13 protein-coding genes are annotated in these 18,628 nt (G+C 52.5%); 4 read left to right on the forward strand and 9 right to left on the reverse strand.

Annotation, left to right across the window (positions count from 1 at the left end; genetic code table 11):
• Positions 1–26: 26 nt before the first annotated feature.
• The 3 genes from murJ to UNDYM_RS08445 all read left to right on the forward strand — a co-directional run bounded on the left by murJ (position 27) and on the right by UNDYM_RS08445 (position 3,713).
• Complete coding sequence (murJ, locus tag UNDYM_RS08435; RefSeq protein ID WP_162040656.1) at positions 27–1,580, forward strand: murein biosynthesis integral membrane protein MurJ; 1,554 nt, start codon at positions 27–29, stop codon at positions 1,578–1,580.
• A gap of 192 nt (positions 1,581–1,772) precedes the next feature.
• Entirely contained in the window at positions 1,773–2,102 is a 330-nt protein-coding gene (locus UNDYM_RS08440; protein ID WP_162040657.1) for a hypothetical protein, read from the forward strand.
• 312 nt (positions 2,103–2,414) lie between these two features.
• Positions 2,415–3,713, forward strand: a complete 1,299-nt coding sequence (locus tag UNDYM_RS08445) for a right-handed parallel beta-helix repeat-containing protein (protein ID WP_162040658.1) — start codon at positions 2,415–2,417, stop codon at positions 3,711–3,713.
• A 219-nt stretch (positions 3,714–3,932) separates the two neighbouring features.
• Here the strand turns inward: UNDYM_RS08445 and UNDYM_RS08450 are convergent, their stop codons facing one another.
• From UNDYM_RS08450 to UNDYM_RS08485, 8 genes are all read right to left on the reverse strand, one after another.
• Positions 3,933–5,114: a serine hydrolase gene (locus UNDYM_RS08450; protein WP_162040659.1), complete on the reverse strand. Its 1,182-nt coding sequence runs from the start codon at positions 5,112–5,114 to the stop codon at positions 3,933–3,935.
• Between the two features lie 101 nt (positions 5,115–5,215).
• Complete coding sequence (locus UNDYM_RS08455) at positions 5,216–6,016, reverse strand: YfaP family protein (RefSeq protein WP_232063835.1); 801 nt, start codon at positions 6,014–6,016, stop codon at positions 5,216–5,218.
• 5 nt (positions 6,017–6,021) lie between these two features.
• A complete protein-coding gene (locus UNDYM_RS08460; RefSeq protein WP_162040660.1) occupies positions 6,022–6,801 on the reverse strand; it encodes a YfaP family protein in 780 nt (259 codons plus the stop codon).
• Positions 6,798–8,561, reverse strand: coding sequence for a DUF2300 domain-containing protein (locus UNDYM_RS08465; RefSeq protein ID WP_162040661.1), 1,764 nt, complete (start codon positions 8,559–8,561; stop codon positions 6,798–6,800). Before UNDYM_RS08465 ends, UNDYM_RS08460 begins: the two co-directional genes overlap by 4 nt.
• A complete protein-coding gene (locus UNDYM_RS08470) occupies positions 8,539–13,206 on the reverse strand; it encodes an alpha-2-macroglobulin (protein ID WP_162040662.1) in 4,668 nt (1,555 codons plus the stop codon). Before UNDYM_RS08470 ends, UNDYM_RS08465 begins: the two co-directional genes overlap by 23 nt.
• A gap of 9 nt (positions 13,207–13,215) precedes the next feature.
• Positions 13,216–13,941, reverse strand: a complete 726-nt coding sequence (locus tag UNDYM_RS08475) for a DUF1175 family protein (RefSeq protein ID WP_232063836.1) — start codon at positions 13,939–13,941, stop codon at positions 13,216–13,218.
• A complete protein-coding gene (locus UNDYM_RS08480; protein ID WP_162040663.1) occupies positions 13,938–15,530 on the reverse strand; it encodes a DUF2138 family protein in 1,593 nt (530 codons plus the stop codon). Before UNDYM_RS08480 ends, UNDYM_RS08475 begins: the two co-directional genes overlap by 4 nt.
• A 322-nt stretch (positions 15,531–15,852) precedes the next feature.
• Positions 15,853–16,521, reverse strand: a complete 669-nt coding sequence (locus UNDYM_RS08485; RefSeq protein WP_162040664.1) for a glutathione S-transferase family protein — start codon at positions 16,519–16,521, stop codon at positions 15,853–15,855.
• Positions 16,522–16,639: 118 nt separating this feature from the next.
• Between UNDYM_RS08485 and UNDYM_RS08490 the strand changes: the two genes are divergently transcribed.
• Positions 16,640–17,635, forward strand: coding sequence for a YafY family protein (locus tag UNDYM_RS08490; protein WP_232063837.1), 996 nt, complete (start codon positions 16,640–16,642; stop codon positions 17,633–17,635).
• Between the two features lie 239 nt (positions 17,636–17,874).
• Here UNDYM_RS08490 and UNDYM_RS08495 read toward each other — a convergent pair whose 3' ends face one another.
• On the reverse strand, positions 17,875–18,342 hold the full coding sequence (locus UNDYM_RS08495) for a cytochrome c family protein (protein WP_162040665.1): 468 nt from the start codon (positions 18,340–18,342) through the stop codon (positions 17,875–17,877).
• Between the last annotated feature and the right edge of the window lie 286 nt (positions 18,343–18,628).

The following is an 18,628-nucleotide window of genomic DNA, read 5'->3' on the forward strand; positions in this document are numbered from 1 at the left end:
TTAGCCTCAGGCTATAATGCCGCACTATGAATCTATTAAGAACCCTTGCCTCCATCAGTGGCATGACCATGCTGTCGCGGATTACCGGGCTGGTACGTGACGTATTGATTGCTACCCGTTTCGGGGCCGACGCCTATACCGATATATTCAATATCGCTTTCCGCATTCCCAATCTTTTACGCCGCATGTTTGCCGAAGGCGCGTTCTCGCAAGCCTTTGTGCCCATCCTTGCCGAATACAAGAACAATAAGGGTGATGAAGCTACCAAGAAATTGATTGATCATGTCTCTACTGTCATGACATGGGTCTTGGTGTTGACTTGCATACTGGGCATCGCTGGCGCGCCGATTTTGCTTTATTTTTTTGCCGAAGGTTATAAAGACAAGCCACAGATCTTTGACATGGCGGTGGTGATGACCCGCATCATGTTCCCGTATATCGGTTTTATGTCCATGGTTGCGCTGGCGGGCGGGATATTGAATACCTGGCGTGAATTCAAGGTGCCTGCCTTTACGCCGGTTTTATACAATTTGTCTTCGATAGCTGGTTCGTTGTTCCTCGCACCTTATCTTGAAAAACCAATTTATGCACTGGCTATTGCCGTTTTTGTTGGTGGCGTTTTGCAACTGGTGGCGCAGGTACCCTCATTAATCAGGGTAGGCATGCTGCCGACGATTAGCTGGCGTGTAGGTACGGCCTGGCAGGACGAGGGCTTGCGCCGCATCATGCGCAATATGGTGCCCGCCATTCTGGCTGTGTCGGCAACACAGATCAGCATCGCCATCAATACCAGCCTGGCATCCAAACTTGCGCCGGGCAGTGTAACCTGGCTGGCAAATGCTGACAGACTGATGGAATTTCCAACGGCCTTGCTGGGAGTAGCCCTGGGTACCATCCTCCTGCCAGGCCTTTCCAAGGCACATACAGATGGTGACACGGTCGAATATTCCGCCTTGCTGGACTGGGGCTTGCGCCTGACTTTTTTGCTGGCCTTGCCTGCGGCTGTCGGCCTGGCAACCATACCAGATGCGCTGACATCAACCCTGTATCATCACAATAAATACGATGGCCATGCCGTGCAAATGACATCCAATGCCCTGATTGCCTATGGTATTGGTTTGCTCGGACTCATCGTCGTCAAGATTCTGGCACCGGGTTTTTACGGTAAGCAGGATATACGCACACCCGTAAAAATCGCTGTGGCTGTCATGCTGGTGACACAGGCTTTAAACTATGTATTCGTACCTTATCTTGCTCATGCTGGTCTGGCCTTGTCTGTTGGCCTGGGGGCCTGCGTGAATGCGATTTTCTTGTATACAGGCTTGCGCAAACGCGGTATTTACCAGCCGCAAAAGGGTTGGCTGCTTTTCCTCATTAAACTTGTTGCTGCACTGGTCTTGATGGCCGGTGTGGCCTTGTGGACTTCAGCGCAATTCGATTGGTTAGGCATGCGCCATACTCCTGTCTTGCGTGCTGCCTGCCTGGCGCTGGTGCTGTTGGCTTGTGCCAGCACCTATTTTGCCGCATTGGCACTCATGGGTTTCAGACCCAGGGATTTCAAGAAAGTGACCAGAGTTTGATCCCTTAGCCCTCTGCTTGACGCCTTGTCAACTGCGATCATCCTTACCTGACATAGTCATCATTGTTGCCCGGCTGCCGGCTGATTAAAATGCCTACAGCCGGTCAGCTAAGCAGTGCATTCTGCAGATAGATTCATGCATGGTTTTCTTGCCGGATTCAAAAAATCCTATTTGCCATGAAAGAGTTGAACCATGTCTGACAACCATGCATTGATTACAGATGCTGAAGCCCCGCCGAAAAAATCCTGGTTACTAAAAATTATGGGATGGTTAGTATCGATCATAATTTTGATTGTTGTTGCCCAATTCATTGCTGGCTTAAAAAGCGACCAGAAAACCAAATTTGTGAATGAATCACGCGGCCTGGCTGAGACCGCCTGTGCTGGTGATGCTGCCTGTCTGGATGCATTGAAATCCAAATTTGAGGTTTGCCTGGAGCTGCACTCAGAATCGCATAAGACAGGTAAATTCGGCCGCAAATACACTTTGCATAAAGAAGAATTTTTAAGCTGCATGAAGTAGTTAAAGATCCAATTTTGTCTTGGATGAGTCTTCGTCAACTTGTAATATTTGATCTGAAATTTGATTAGGACAGCAAAATCCGGGTCACAAAAGAATCAGCAAGATGATTGAAGAATGAGGCTAATTCCGTACAATTTCTCCTATATACACCCGATAATGCACGGATCAGGAAACTGATATTGAAGAGTCAGAAAGAACTCACTATTGCGGCATTCACAATCTAAAAAGCGTGGTATTTGTGAGCATCCAGCACCTGACTTCGCGTTTTTTCTGTGGATGTTTATTATCGATGGAGACAAGGGGAATAAGGGAATGAAAAAAATCATATTGGCAGGGCTCATGTATGGCATGGCAGCGGCAAGCAGCGCAGCCACGTACTATGTTTCACCGACTGGCAATGACGCAGCGGCGGGAACCAAGGCAGCACCATGGAAATCCATAGCGCGAGCCCAGACTGCAGCAGTTGCTGGCGATACCGTGTATTTCAGAGGCGGTAACTACAACTACACGGCAGGCATCAACACATGTGCCACCCGCACTGACATCGTCAATGCGATTACTCTCGACAAGAGCGGTAGTTCTGGCAGCCCGATTCGTTACTGGGCTTATCCTGGTGAGACACCGGTATTCGATTTTTCACAAATGAAAGACGATTGCCGCGTCAAAGCCTTCAATGTGGTGGCCAACTGGGTGCATTTGAAAGGGCTGGAAGTCACCGGTGCGCCACAACAACCCGGCAACCGCCTGAACCATGAATCATGGGCAGTATGGATCAACGGTAGCAATAATACCTTTGAACAGTTGAATACCCATCACAATATGGGGCCTGGCCTGTTCATCCAGAATGGTGGCAATAACCTCGTCCTCAATAGTGATTCCCACCACAACTATGATCCCTACACCTCGAATGGTGCGGGCCAGAGTGCGGATGGTTTTGGTGCCCACATCAAGGCGGGCAACCCCGGCAATGTATTTCGTGGCTGCCGTGCCTGGGCCAATTCGGATGATGGTTTCGATCTGATTAATGCCTACTCCCCCGTGTTGATAGAAAATTCCTGGACCTGGTCGCAAGGTTATTTGCCGGGTACAACCACACCTTTGGCGGCGGGTAATGGCAATGGCTTCAAACTCGGTGGTTATGGTGGCGTATATGTATCGAACGCGGCCAAGCATACGATACGTTACTCGGTTGCCTTTAATAACAAGGCAGCAGGTTTTTACGCCAATCATCACCCGATTGCGAATGATTTCTACAACAACACCAGCTACGGTAACAACAGCGATTTCAACATGCTTGGCATAGATGAAAATGGCAATGCGGTGAACCTCGGTAACCTGCGTAACAACATCGCATTTGGTGGGACGCTGGTGTCCAATATGACGGGTGCCAACGATCAGTTTAATTCCTGGAACCTCGCAGTCACGGTTTCGTCAGCTGACTTCCAAAGCATATCCACCACTGGCTGGGATGCTCCACGTCAGGCCGATGGCAGTCTGCCTGTACTGAACAAGTTCCGCCTGGTTTCTGGTAGCGACCTGATCAACAAAGGCACTAACGTTGGCCTGCCTTTCAACGGCTCTGCACCAGACCTGGGGGCATTTGAAAACTGATAGATCTGATCATAAATAGGATGAGTGCGAACAAGACGATTTGGGATGCAGTGCAAGGCGTGACGCGAAGCAAAGGCTCATTCCTTAGCGAGGACGAGGTAATAAAATTTGCGCTGCAATGCGCCTAAATCGTCAGGTTCCGACGGGTTTTCCTCATAACGCGTGCTGGACTGCGTTATGAGGCAAACGCATCTCATCCTATTTATGAAATGAGTTCTACTATTTGTGCAACGACGGCTCGTTTTCTCTGTTCTTGCAATTGGTCGGTAAATACCCTTCCCACTTCCACGGCGTATATACATCCTGTATCAGCAAGGCCAGCAGCTCTTTGAAGATACCATCGCCATTAGAGCTGTTGCTCATGATAACTACAGCAGTTTTTTGTTCGTCGAATACTACGGAATGGTTTTCCCAGCCGTCATCATGGCCTTCCTTGAAATAGGCTGTACCATAAGGTGTTTGGAAAATACCCCAACCCAGGCCATAAGCCAGTTGTATCTGCTTATTCTCATCTGTTGATGCAGTCGATAGGGTGGGGAACTGGCTGGGTGTGGTGATGGCAATCTGCGGTGCCAGCATGATGGCTTTTGCTTCTTTGCTGATGATGCTTGCCTGCATGATGCCTTGTATGAAGCGTGCATAATCGTTGAGACTCGTGTCCATGGATCCTGCGGCGTTTACTTTTTTCCTTTTTACATGGCCCAGTGTTTTTTCTTTTTCATCGTGACCAACTGCAAGGTTGTCATTGAAACGGTCTTGCCATTGCATGCTGGTGTTATGCATGGCCAGTGGATTGAAAATGCGTTCCTGGATTAATGTATCTACACTTTTTTGCGTGACGGTTTCAACGACGAATTGCGCCAGATTGATGCCTTCGCCTGAATAGGCATATCTGCTGCCAGGAGTAAATTTAATCTCCAGTTTCTTGCCGGGGTTGAGCCAGCGAAAATTGGCAAAGCCTGCAGTGTGGTTCAACAACATCCGCAGCGTAATTGCCAGATAGCGCGGGTCATCTGCGAGATCGCGGTAGTTGTCATAGTCTGGCAAGGGCTTGGGCAGATATTGTTGTATCGGCAGGTCCAGATCAAGCACACTTTCTGCCGCCAGTTGCGCCACTAGTGTGGCGAACACGGCCTTGGTGAAGGATGCGCCGTACATGACGGTATCTGTGGTCAGTGGCAGTAGTTTCTCTTTATCGCGGAAACCAAAGCTCTTGTTATAAACAATCTTGTTGTCATTTAGGATGGCGATATTCAGTCCGGTGACACATGAGGCGACCATCATTTTGCTGCGCTTGTCTTCAATGGTTTGCGAAGAAATGCTGGAGCCATCAAGCCGTTTGATGATGACGGGCTGCGCCAGTGTAGGGATGCTGGCGGCAAGTAATATGGGGAGCATCATGAAGCTGGTTAATGCATTTCGCCACATGATGCATGTTCTCCCTTTAGAAGATTTTTGCTGCTGAGGTCTCTGTTCAGGTCTGTTCAGGTTTAAACCTACCCTTAAAACATGAACGATTTCACCAGATTCAAATCGCCGATCTTGCGCAATGGAATGACAAAGCTTTCGCGTTTTTCTCTGGCTGTATTTTCATAAAATACCAGGGTCACACGGGTAGTGATGATGGGTTGTTTGCGCTGGCCTTCATCGAAGTTATAGCCACCTGCGCCATAGTTACCCCAATAGTTGACGAACACGTGGTAAGCACCGTGCTTGGGGGCGATCGTCGTGAACATCTCTGGCCCTGGGCCATCGACGCTATCTACATCGAGGCCACCGCCACCATTCAGTATTGGCGCTGCGAAAAAGGCGTGCTGACCATCGGGCGTAATGATATGCAGATCAACTTCTGCCTCAGGCGCATCCCACGAGCAGATGATGCGTAGCTGCGGTGACAGTTGCTGGGTATTGGCTTCGTAATATTGCACGCGTTGCAGGCTCTTGCCGTCTGGCCCCTTGATTTCTATATTGTTGGAACCACTGCCAAAGGCATAGTGGCGTTCAAAGCGGCCATCTGTGCCGTAATTGAGCACCATGGGATTGCCATTGACGATGAGGGTATGCTTGCGCTGTTTGCCCGCATCACGGATATGGCCTTCGATAAGGGTGCGGTTTTTTTGCGTGCCACGGTCTATCGGCGGCAAGGGATAGGAGGCACGTGTATCGCTGGATTTATCGGTCAGGCCGCCATAGTTCCAGCCGCCACGCGGGCTGTTGATGGTGGGCTGGTCTTCAGCTATACAATTGGCGGCAGCGACGAACAGGGTGCATGCCAGCAGGGCAGGTTTCATCATTGTTTGCATGATCATTACGGATAGGTAAAGGATTTAACCAGGGTCAGTTCACCAGGTTTGCGCATAGGCACCTGAAAGCTTTGCTGCTTCTCGGCCAGAGTGCCTTCCTGGCTGATGATGGCAACTCTGGCGATAGTCAGTTTTTTGTCGTCGCCGCCACTGCCATAGTAATTGACATAGACATGATAAGTACCTTTCGGCGGTGTCGTACTGGCATAAATCTCAGGGCCATAACCGGTGGTGACATCCACATCAAGTGCGCCGCCATTCTGTACGACGCGGTTACCATAGAACACATGCTGACCATCCGGCGAGACTACATGCAAATCCAGGTCAGTGCCATCGCTATCCCAGGACAAGACTACACGCAGACGTGGGTTGGGGCGGCTGGTATTGGTGTCATAAAATTGTACCCGTTTGACTTCGCTGCCATCGGGACTGCGCACTTCTACATTATTCGAACCGGAACTGAAAGAGTAAGGGCGGGAGAACTCGCCACTTTCACCAATAGCCAGAGGCATAGCGGCACCGTTGACAATGAGCTTGCCAGGTTTCTTTTTGTTGCTGGTGCTGATGCGGCCCTTGATCAAAGCCATTTCGCTTTGCCCTTCGGTATTAACCGAAGACGCAGGGTAATGCACAGGCTGTTTAAAGCCAGAAGCTTCGCCACCACTATTACGCCATCCGCCGCGCGGCAGTTCTATCGTGGCGTCTGCTGATGCATTTAAGTGAAAGCCAGCAAGCAGGCTGCCCGCGATGCATATGATGAGTCGCTTTTGGTGAAACTTGATCATGTTGTTCCTTCTATGAGACGGCGGGCCAGTTTTTCCACATAGTCTTCGTTGGCGCCGTTCGGATGAAATCGTAAAGCCAGGTGCAGGTATTCATGGGCGAGGGTGATGCGCTCGTCCAGACTGCGCCAGCCGCGGGCGTAGATGCGCATGCGCTTCTGGTCTGAATAGGGGTTGCCGCTTGCCAGCGAGCAGATGGCTGGTGGGGTATCAGGATGCTCAAAACCGGGTTCACGACGCAATATGCTTTGCCATTTGCTGCTGGCAGTGCTTAACCAGGTTTGCGCTGCTGCCAGTGGTTTGCAGTCAGATTTGCCGTTGAAGCTGGCGACGCTGGCTTGCGGATAACTGGTGGCCAGGATACGTTCAAAACTCCAGCCCTGGTTTGCCTGCTTCGTCGCTTCTTTCAATGACATGCGGTTGTTGCCTGCACTGTCATTGTGGTAGCGCACGTTTGCCCCTTGCAATATCAGGTCATCCGTGAACCAGGCCGCTGCCAGGGCCGCATCGGTGGGGGCATTGGCGCTGACGCGCTGGCGGGTAGTGCTGTCGGCAATGCGCCAGCAGCCATGATCAAAAGCAGCGTTCTGCACCAGATAGCTACGCGCCGCAATCGCCAGGCTGCGGGCAGCCTGTATATTGCTGGCGTCGCCCTCACGGTCTATGACGCGGGCGACATAGTCATTGATGCTGACGCGGCCGGTGATCTGTGGTGCCACGCCTGGGGCGCGTTGCAGCGTCAGGCTGCCATTGCTATTGATGTCCAGGCTATTGCCGTTGGCGAATTGCAGTCGATATTTGCCGGACAGCGTTCCCGCACGCGCAGGAGCGTTTGCAGATATGGACAATACTTCGCGTAATGGATAGCGCGCAAAAAAATCTACATCCACGCAATGTGCTTCATCACCGACATTGTCCATATTATTGATGCCCGTCCAGCGAGGAGCGGGCAAGGTAGTTGCCAGAGCACTGGCCCAGGTCGTGAGGGTAGAGCGGCTGGAACCACGGGCACCAAACCAGAACGGCGTGCCATCTGCCAGCCAGCCTGCTGCGCCGCCAAAGGCGCTGTTGTCAGGCAAATGCCAGGAATAAGTTTTGTAACGTATGCCTGTGCCCAGTTGTGTCCAGGCTTCGCGGCCATAACCCTGTACCGCTGTTTCCAGCAAGGCTGTGCGTGCGGCAGCGCGGGCGTGTGGTGAGAATTTATTCAGGGTTTCCAGTAAGTCTTTTACGCTGATCTGGGTGTCGGGCTGCAATTGTGCTGTGCGTTGCAGCCAGTTGGCATCGCTACGGGTTTGCCAGTAACTTTTCCAAGCCTTGTCATTGACACCTAATCGCGCTGGTGAGAAATAAGGGGCGCAGGAGCGTGCCAGGGCAGAGTCGCGTTCTACCTGCTCACCGGGTTCACAGCAATACAGGTCTTCGTTTTTTTCTTGCTGTTCACGCACGTCCTTGCGCAAATCTTTTTTTGCTGCACAGGTGTACGCAGTTTCCTGTACATGATTGTCTTGCAGGTAGGCGTAGACAAATAACTTCCACAAGCTACCCAAGGGTATCTTTTGATCTATGGCCTTGTTGTCCTGAGAGTTCAGGGAACGCATTTCCACCTGGCCATCACGCAGCCAGGCGACGGTGGCCGTGCTTGCTGCATCTGCGGCATGAGCAACATGCGCAGATGCAGCCAGCGTGACTACTGTCGCACTGGCAAGCATGATGGTGCTGATCGCTTTGCGGGCAGGATCAGCGGATTTCCATAAATGCACGTGGCTTGTCCTCAAAGGCTTTCTGGTCTGGCTGGTACATGCGGTAGTAGCGTGCTGGTGGCAGGGCGAACTTGCCGGTTTGCGCTGCGCGCACCAGATGACGTATCACGACCTGGCCATCCAGTGCATCCACCGGCACGGCATAGCCGCGTGGTGTTTGCTCGTAGCGTGCACGTTCCATCGCTTCCATATCTTTGCCGCCAGGGTAACGCAGGCTGATGCCCCAGGTGGAGCGGTCAGCCGAAGTGCCTGGTGGCAGAGGTACTTCAACAATACCGAAGTTCAGTTCAGGGCCAGAGGTGCGGGTAAGTACTACTTCATCCAGATAAACTTCATCTGTCTTCAGTGCTGCACCTTCGCCCAGCAATTCCAGTTTGAAGCCAGCTTTGCCTGCGACTGGCTGCACAGGTGCGCCAGTAGTTGGATTGATGGCAGGTTTGCTGGCACTGCTTGGCGCTGGCAGTGCTTCTGGTACCAGGCGGTAAATGCGACGTTCCACCTTTACTGGCAAGCTGGATTTTTCTGGTTCACGGCTGTCGAACTGGGCAATCGCAATCATGCCTGCGCTTGGGTTGGAAACCATTTTGATCACAGCTGGTGTTGGCGTAGCTGCGGTGGCATTCCAGCGATACACGCTTTGACCTGTGACGGTTTCACGCGCCTGCCAGCCAGCTTCCAGTTCCACCTTGGCCATATTATTGCGCAACAGAGGATCATTACTGCCAGACTTGCCACCGAGAGCGCGGTAAGTCCACAGCAGGCTTAAGGCGCGGTCTATGGTAGGCGACTCTGCTCTCACACGTTCCAGCACGGCAGCAGCATCACTGGCAGGGCGTTTGCCTGTCAGTATCAGCAAGGCTTCACCCAATGGCAGATCAGCCTGGTGTACGCGGGCTGCGGCTTCTGGCAAAGTCGTGACGGTAATGCCAGTCAGGTTGCCTTTGCTTTGCTGGACTACATAGGCCGCCAGCAAGGTGCTCATGGCGTGTTGTACATCATCATCCTTGTTGGCAAAGATCATGCTGTTCATGCCTGAACGCGGGGTGATCACGACAGGTTTTGCAAACGCGCCTTTGGCACCGAGTTCTTCACTCAGGGCTTCGGCCATGGATTTTACCGGCAAGCCCATGTCCTGCATCCAGTACAACATCAGGGCGCGCTGCCAATGTGATTGCTTGACGCCATCCTTGCGGTAGACATCATTCAGGCGGTCAAAATGGCCTTCTGGCAGCGACAGTTTCAAGGCGCGGCTGGCATGCCAGTCAGCATAGTAGGCATAGGTGGTCAGCAGGGCGTCGCCATCTTTTTCTGGCACACTCCACCAGCCAAAAGTCGCGTTTGGCCCGGCCATTTGTGCCAGGCGGAAGCGGTAGCTGTACAGCCTTTGTGTCAGTTGTGCAGCCAGTCTTTCTTCACTAGGCAAGGTTGATTGCAGGGCCAGGCTGTAAGGGATGAGGCGGCTGGAAGTCTGCTCGACGCAACCGTATGGATAGTCGATCAAATCATCCATCAAGCGGCGGAACTGGGTGCTGGCACTGTCAGCAAATTGCAGTTGCAGGTTGCTGGCGTCAGGTGGCAGTTTCAAGACTGTTTCCTTGCCAGTCACAGGCACGCTGACCGAGCGCTGGCTCAGCCAATGCACAGGAATAACTTTCAGCGGCACATTGAGCGCATCAACAGTCTTGCCACCTACAGCGAGTGACAGGTCTATCTTGTTGTCGAGGCCATTGGCTTTCAAAGGTACGGAGATAAAGTTCGCACCAGGTTTCAGTTTCAGGCTTTCTTGTTTATTGACACCGGAACCGGTGATGTTCAGGCTGGCACTGGCATCCTGGTTGCCCTGATTGAAGATGGCAACGCTGGCATTCGGTGCATCCTGCACGCGCATCCAGTTCGGGCTGGTCCATTTCACATAAAAGTCTTTGTCTGAACGTACATAGGCGATGTTCTGACCTACATTGCCACCGGCCTCAGTCGCACGGACAGTAATGCGCCAGCGTGTCAGCGAATCGGGCATGGTGAAAGTCAGGCGGGCACGGCCAGCAGCATCCGTGGTAACGCTTGGTTGCCACAGGGCGGTATCCTTGTCTTCACGGCGTGGTCTTTCCAATACCTTGATGGCGCGCTCATGGGTTTGCCCGTTGGCCGGCAAGGCCAGCTTGGATGGCGGTACCGCCAGGTCATAAGCAATGAAGCTCAGGCTGGCAGAAGTGCGCACATTGTTACGGCGCGGATGATAGAAGAAGTCAGAAATATCGGGTGCAATTTCAGGTTGCAACACATAAATCATTTCATCGACCACACCTACCGTGAGCTGGCTGCCTGCGGCTGGCTTGCCATCGACCATGGCAGTCAGGTCCAGCGTGACTTTGTCACCAGGCGCATAGACGGCCTTGTCAGCTTTGACGGCGACATTGATGCGTGGCTGCTCAACTTTCAAACCCAGGTTCTGGAACACATAATCAGCGCCTTTGACATACACCACGGACAGGGTGATGTTGGGGCCATAGGTATCTTGCACAGGGATTTCAACTTTCCACTGCATCGGTGACAAGCGCTTGGCACTGAGCCAGCCACTTGCATTGCTCATCAGGGCGGTTTTTTCTACCTTGTCACGTTCCAGGGTGAACAGCGCCTGGTCGATTTGCTGCGGGAAGGTGATCAGCGCACTGGCAGTCTCACCTGGTTTGTAGCTGGTCTTGTCAAATACCATTTCTATCGAGCCTTGCGGTGCACTGACGCCAGCGCCACTGACATAATGCGAAGTGGCACCAAGGATATTGCCTGCTGCATCACGTACAGACAGGGTATAGGTACCAGGTTCAGCAAAAGCCAGTGTCAATTTGTTGGCGTTGGCGAGCTTGCCGTTCGATTTTTTCTGGTTTTCCAGTCTTACCCAATCCCATGTTGCCGGGGCACTGACTGTGCTGACGGTATTGCCAGGTACAGGCAGGGCAGCCAGCGCAAAGTTCATGTTTTCACCAACGGCAGAGAAGGCGCGTTCTGCCTTCAGGCTATAGGTGCCAGCGCTACGTTCTACCAGTATCTCCTTGGTAGAGCGTACGCGGTAAGCTGCGCCATCAGTTGCCAGCACCGACAAAATATAGCGGCTGGGTTCAGTTGCTGCTGGCAGTTTGAATTCAACGAAACCGCTGCTGTCGGTCGTAAATGTCGTCGTGCTCATCTGTACCGGGAACTGGCCTGCATAACCAAGGTCGCCTTCAACGATGGTCAGGCGCTGGGCGCGTACTGTCAGGTCTGCCTTGGCATTGACGACAGGCTTGCCATCGGGGTACACCAGTTGCAGCTTGCCCTTGATTTCTTCATTGGTCTTGTAATCTTTCTTGCCGGGCATGACATTGATTTCAAAATGCGGCTTCTGGTATTCAGCGACGCGAAAGGCTGCACCATAGCTGTTACCCTTGTAGCTGAAACGCAATTCATAACCACCTGCGACGGCATTGTCAGGTAACTGGAATACCGTATCACCGCCAGACTGCGGCGTCATTTGCAGGGTCCGTGCTGCTACCGGGAAACCATTCGCATCAAATACCTGCAACTTCAATTCACCTGCGGTGATGGCAGTGGATTCGCGTGCAGACACAAAAGTACGGCCCAAAAATTTCACATACACCGTTTCACCAGGGCGGTATAGAGGACGGTCAGTCACCGCATACAGCTTGGTGTTATAGATTTCACTATCGTAGTAATAATTTTCTGCGACAAACACGCCGCCTTTGCTGTCTTCACCATAGACATAAGTTTTTTCTGGTGCATCACGTTCAAAATTGACGATACCGCTGGCATCGGTCGCACCTGTACTCAGGATACCTGCGCCATCTGTCCACACTGTTTTTGCATCTGCTACAGCCTGGCTGGTGCGGCGGTCAGCTACCCAGACCAGCATTTGTTTGCTTGATACCTTGGTCACAGCGATAGAGTCCGAGACAAACACCAAAGTCACAGCGCGATAGCTGCCGACCATGGCTTCTACCAGGTACAGGCCAGGCTCTTTTTTACCCAGTGGTATCAGCACATTGCCTTTAGGCGACATGATGAATTCACTGCTGCTGCCATCGAGCTTGACGCCTTTTGGTGGTTGTATGGGCTGGGCGACATGTACAGGGTAGCGGAAGCTATCAACCAGGGTATGCGCCTTCAGTGGCTGGTACAGCGGGTTCATCTGTTGTGGTGTTGGTGCTTTGACCAGCGGGTGCAGACGTACTTCAGGCGCTCGTGAAGTTACGGCTTTCCTGGCATCGGATGAAAACAGCTTGCGCCACATGCGACGAGATGCATCCCACCAGTTATCCCAGGTACGTGCCAGCGCATCGGACACGCCTTTGCCCTTGTAGTTACCTTGGGCATCAATGCGGTGCAAATTCTTTTGCGCCTTTAAAAATTCCAGTGGGTCCTTGACCTTATAAACATAGACATCGACACCGCCTAGCTCAGAAATCTGTCCCATGTCCTGGGCTTCCAGCCTCACCATCGCAGTGTCGCCGGAGCCATAGGCTGCATCGCTGAGCAGGAAGAAAGACGAGCCCCCACCGCCGTCTTGTGCCAGGGCAGGCATGAAGAGCAGCATCGCGCACAGCGCTGTCAATAAAGTGAAATAACGGGATTGTTTGAATGTAGCTTTCATTGGGCGCTTTCAGGCGGACAAGAAATTGAGGCGATACACGCCAGCAAAATTGGGATTATCTTGGGTAGGGTGCCAGCGCGTGTCGCGCCAGGCCTGCAGGTCACGCAGCTTGACGGCGCGCAGACCATTGTCAGTTGGTGTGACCGTGCCAGTGTGATAGGCGATGTAAGAATTCATCCACACCATCAGATGCTGGGCGTCGCCCTGGTCATAGAACAGCAGATCACCGGGGGATGCCAGATTGCAGTCCTTGCCGCGGAACCTGGCATTCTCCTGCACCATTTCTATGGCGCTAACATAGGCAGAGGTGCTACCGTCAGCCAGTCGCCATTGATGGCGTACTGATTGCGTGCCTTGATCGAGAGCTATCTCTGGCGGCAACGCAGTGCCCAGCATGCCATTCGCCCGCTTCCATTTTTCATCATGCTCACGCAGGGATTCAGCCACCGCAAAACGCACCAGGCCTACGCAATCACGCTGTTGCCAGCGCGGTGTCGGGCCTGCAGTCAGCTGGGCAGCGATAATGCGCGTCATCCAGGCGCGGCAACTGCGCGACTGGGCTGGTGTCAAGCTTGGTGCAATAACGACAGGCGCAGTAGTTGTTCCAGCTTTGGCAGCACTTGCGGCAGGCAGTGGCACAGCCGGTGCCGTGAGCTTATTGGCCAGCGCCAGCCTGTGCCAGCCCAGCATGGTGCTGGTGGCGAGCATGCCAGTCAGTACATGCCGGCGTTTCAATTGGATTTCTCCTTGCTGACCCATTCAACTTTTTGCCAGGCTTTGCCACTGGCCTGTGCCTTGCTCAGTTCCAGACGGATAGGTGGGTAAGTCGCCAGAGCTTTGATGCGGGCAGGTAGATGTGTCTTCGCGGCTTCGAGGAAGCTGGCATCTTCAGGTTTTGCCAGGGCCGCGTAGATTTCACGTTGAGCCATTTCTGACAAGGGGCGTGGCGTGATCAGGCCCAGGGTGCTTTGTGCGCCAGATGTCTGGTCAGCCACGCTGGGGTTACTACGGGCGATGGTGTCCACCACTTTTTCTACCAGCCCGCCGTCGGGTGAGAACACCACAAAGTCGCCACTGGCGGCCAGCGTAGCCATGCTCTTGGTATTGCGCCATAGTTTCTGATCAGGCTTGGCCCTGGTCGTTCCCTTACCTGGTGCAGCCTGTTCACCGCTGGCTATTGCCCAGGTCGCCATGGCTTGCAAGGTAGCATCGCGGTTGGCAGTGTTCAGCGGTAGCTTGGTGATAAAGACAGGAGAATACAAATTCGATTCGCGGTACCAACAAGCCAGGCCTGGGCCAGACAACGGCGCCAATGCCTGCTCTGGCAACTTTGGTTTGGCATCAGCCTGTTTCAAGACAGTATTGACCATGGTCCAGTCAATTGGCACGGTGATACATGCGCTTGGGTTGGCTGGCGCAGCAGTCCACAGGGCTGGGTCAAGCAACTGTGCCGAAGAAGTTTTTTTGGAATCCAGCCAGACCGAGGTTGACCAGTTGCCACCAAAGTCAAAGCGCATGCCCTTGAAGCCGGATACAAAAGCGCCGTAACCCAGGGCCATGGTAGGAGCACCGATAGCCAGAGTATGTTTTGCCGTGCTAGCAGGCTGGGCTGGTGCAGGTGCAATACTATCGAGATCAAATTGCAGCGACAGCGCGCCATCATGTTCCAGCCAATTGGCTACCGCAGCGCGGGCTTCTGTCACGACGCCGTTTTTGTCATCAAACAAAAGACCAGGGTCAGACAAGACTACGACGCGGTCACCCTGGCTGATCAGCAGCAGGGTGCGGCGCGGATTGACTTCCAGCGCCATGATCTGGGCCTTGCCATTGCTGGTGCTGATATCACCGGCCAGTTTGAGTTGGCCATCTTTCATCGCTACCTTGGCGGCTTCCTGCAAGGCTTTATTGAACAGGCCCATGCGCATGACAACGGCATAGTGACGCAAGGCCCCTTTGCCATCGCGCCAGAAAGCCACTTCTGCAGGTTCATTGAAAATGCTGGCATACAGCTTGTCTTGCCAGTCAAGCTCATGCTCGTAGGCAATACGTTTGACGGCACCATTCAAACCCAGGCGGTCTTCATTTTGCTCGTAGTAGAAGGCCAGGTCTTCGGTCAGCACATCTTTGGCTATCGGCACTTGCAGCAAGTCGCGCGGCAGCTTCGACAGGCTGGTGGTGCGTATCAAGGCATCTGGTTGGGAAATATCCACCATGAGGCGGGTGCCAACATAGTGGTAATCCTTCCAGTGTTTGCTCAACTGGTAGGCAACAGCAGCAGCGGCAACTGTAACAACAGTGCCGGTGACGATCCAAATACGACGCATGAATTCTCCCTCTGGGGTATGGCTTTTTTATTGCACGGATACTATCCAAAGCAAGGCTGCAAGACAATCGTTTGCGGCTGTCTATTTGGTAATTTTCTGTAAGCGTGCAAGTAAAGACTGCAACTGGCAATTGTGCCATGCATAGCCCTGGGAATTTATATTGTTGCAATATATTTTTGCAGACATGCCAGACATGTTTCAGAGGGGGAGAAACTGAAGGCGGGGAAACAAAATAGCTGGAATGGATTTCTTATGTGCATATCGCCCGGAGAAACAACCGGGCGATATGCACTACTTTTTAGCTTGTAATTTAGCTTGCAGCTTAGGCAGCCTTGCTTTCAGACTGCGCTTCACTGGCGATGCGCTCGTGTTCTGCTGCCCAGGCTGCATCAATGGCACCGACTTTGACAAACGCCGGACGGCTGCAGACGCGTTCAATGTAACTCATGACGACAGGCGATTCAGGTACGAGCTTGAACATGGTACCCCAGCGCAAGGCGTTGCCCCAGAGTACATCTGCTGCCGTGAATTGCTCACCCAGTAAATATGGTCCTTTTTCCAGTTGTGCCTTGATGATACCCAGCATGGTGTCAAAATCACCGTAAGGGCACATCGAAGGCATTGCTGGCGGATGTTGCGCAAACTTATCTACCAGTGCAGGCTCATAGCAGGCCGCATAGTAGGCCATCCAGCGCAGATAAGGGCCGCGCAACTGGCTATCCAGTGCGGGTGTCAGGCCTGCCTGCGGGAACAGGTCTGCCAGATACAAGAATACTGCCACTTGTTCAGTGATCAGTTCACCGCGATGCAGTATTGCAGGCACTTTACCCATGGGGTTGATGGCCAGATAGGCGCTTTGTCTTTGCTCGCCAGCTTTCATGTTCAAGACATGCAATTGATAAGGTGCGCCTAATTCTTCCAGCATAATCAAAGCGCCTGTAGCGCGTGTTTGTGGGGAGTAGAACAGGGTGATGTTGTCTGCATTGCTCATGATAAGACCTTTCTTTTTATCGCGGAGGCGGAATTGCCGGGCCGTTGATATAAGAATATGCCTCTATACCTGACATCTTTTGTCAGGTTAGCTTATTATTCTTTTATATTTTAAAAATATGGCAAAAGGATCAGTTTTTACCATGCGTGCCAGCCGACTTATCTCCATCCTGACTATCCTGCAGGCACGTGGTTTTGCCACCGCGCCAGAACTGGCTGATGAATGCGCAGTCAATCTGCGCACTATCTATCGAGATATCGACGCCATGAGTGAGGCGGGTATCCCCATTTATAGCGAGCGTGGCTCAGGTGGCGGCTATCGTTTGCTCGATGGCTACCGCACCCAGCTCAATGGCTTGTCCGCCAAAGAGGCCGAGGCCCTGTTCATGAGCGGGCTGGCAGGAGCCGCCACGGACATGGGGCTGGGCTCTGTCATGATGGCCGCGCAAAACAAGCTACTGTCAGCCATGCCCGCCTCTTTACGTGAAGGTGCGCAGCAAATGCGTTCGCGCTTTCATCTCGATGCACCGGCCTGGTTTGGTCAGTCAGAGCAACCTGCACACTTGCCCAAGGTTGCCGATGCAGTGTGGGAGCAAAAGCGCATGCAGATACGTTACCAGAGCTGGAAGGGAATCAAAGAGCGCGTCGTCGAGCCTTTGGGCCTCGTCATGAAAAGCGGTTCCTGGTACCTGGTCGGGCAAGTGGATGACACACCACGCACCTACCGCATTTCACGCATGCTGGAATTGTCGGTGCTTGAAGAACGCTTCGAAAGACCTGCGCCTTTCGATCTGGCAGCCTATTGGCGCAAATCTACCGAGCGCCTGGAGCAGGACATGCACAGGAATGTGGCAACCGTGCGTCTGTCACCAAGAGGGGTGAAATTCAGGGAGCACTTTCTGTCGCCCTATGTTTTTTCTGAAATGCAGTTGGCCAGCGAACTTGACGGGGACGGCTGGTGCAAGGCGACCATGCCCGTAGGTTCCCTGATGATGGCATGTGCAGAAATTCTGCGCTTTGGTGAAGATGCCGAGGTGCTGGAGCCGCCAGAGCTGGTAAGTAAGGTGAGGGAGCATGTAGAAAAAATGGCGATGATTTATAACAAGCCAGCGTAGGCACGGCAGGCAAAAAAAGCCCGCAACCGTTGCCAGTTGCGGGCGAACACCTTTGGAGAGGAATACTTCAAACCCGGTAGAACAATCTTCTGCTCTTCCCAGATACGCAATATGAAAAAATCAAATTAAGGATTAATTATATACATTTTATCGATAAAATATAAATAAAAAGATTTTATTGTGGCTTTTCAGCGATATTTCTCTCCAGAATTAATCAACGGCAATAGTCGTGGCGATAGTTAAGGTTTGTTGAGCTTGCTGCTTTTCGTGCTCAGGGTCTTCAGGTAGGCGATCAGGTTTTTCCTGTCTCCGTCTTTACTGACGCTGACATCCATTTGTTGTCCAGGGATATAGGCTTCAGGGTCTTGCAGCCAGCGGTCCAGGGTTTTTTCATTCCAGACTATCCTGGCATTGCGCAAGGCAGGTGAATACTCAAAGTCTGCAATGCTGCCAGCCTTGCGGCCAAATACATTGGCGTGTCTGGGCCCTATATTGTTGGCTTCTACAGTATGGCAACCCAGGCAGCGTGATTCATAGATGATTTTGCCCGCCTGTATCTCATCTGCTTTTGTTGCCATGGCGTCAGCGGCGATCAGCGCGATGCCGAATGGCAGCAGGCATACGAGCAGTTTTCTAAAACTAATATCCGGCTTTGATTTTTCCTGCTGCTCGGACCAGACCCTGGTATTGAAAAGAGCCGTCATCATTGACATGCCAGTTCAGTTGCAGTCAGCGCGGCACGGCATGCGCTGCAATAAATTGGACAGCGCCCGCCAGCCTGAATGGAAATATACAAATTTGTCATGATGTTCTCTTCGTCTTCAAATACGCAGCCCTGTTGCTGCTTGGGAATATACGCAGGCAGGTGCAGACTGGATGCACAATTTTTTAAAATTGCCCAAAAGAAATTAAAGTGCTAATTTCTTGTTGTCTGAAATGGTGGTACGAGACTACAGCAGGGGGTATTGAAGGAGGTGGATTGGGTTGGAATAA

It is taken from the genome of Undibacterium sp. YM2, assembly GCF_009937975.1.
GTDB lineage: Bacteria > Pseudomonadota > Gammaproteobacteria > Burkholderiales > Burkholderiaceae_D > Undibacterium.

Coding starts and splice junctions, on each gene's coding strand:
- murJ (WP_162040656.1), top strand. CDS start 27: ATGAATCTATTAAGAACCCTTGCCTCCATCAGTGGCATGACCATGCTG.
- UNDYM_RS08440 (WP_162040657.1), top strand. CDS start 1,773: ATGTCTGACAACCATGCATTGATTACAGATGCTGAAGCCCCGCCGAAA.
- UNDYM_RS08445 (WP_162040658.1), top strand. CDS start 2,415: ATGAAAAAAATCATATTGGCAGGGCTCATGTATGGCATGGCAGCGGCA.
- UNDYM_RS08450 (WP_162040659.1), bottom strand. CDS start 5,114: ATGATGCTCCCCATATTACTTGCCGCCAGCATCCCTACACTGGCGCAG.
- UNDYM_RS08455 (WP_232063835.1), bottom strand. CDS start 6,016: ATGCAAACAATGATGAAACCTGCCCTGCTGGCATGCACCCTGTTCGTC.
- UNDYM_RS08460 (WP_162040660.1), bottom strand. CDS start 6,801: ATGATCAAGTTTCACCAAAAGCGACTCATCATATGCATCGCGGGCAGC.
- UNDYM_RS08470 (WP_162040662.1), bottom strand. CDS start 13,206: ATGAAAGCTACATTCAAACAATCCCGTTATTTCACTTTATTGACAGCG.
- UNDYM_RS08480 (WP_162040663.1), bottom strand. CDS start 15,530: ATGCGTCGTATTTGGATCGTCACCGGCACTGTTGTTACAGTTGCCGCT.
- UNDYM_RS08485 (WP_162040664.1), bottom strand. CDS start 16,521: ATGAGCAATGCAGACAACATCACCCTGTTCTACTCCCCACAAACACGC.
- UNDYM_RS08490 (WP_232063837.1), top strand. CDS start 16,640: ATGGCAAAAGGATCAGTTTTTACCATGCGTGCCAGCCGACTTATCTCC.
- UNDYM_RS08495 (WP_162040665.1), bottom strand. CDS start 18,342: ATGATGACGGCTCTTTTCAATACCAGGGTCTGGTCCGAGCAGCAGGAA.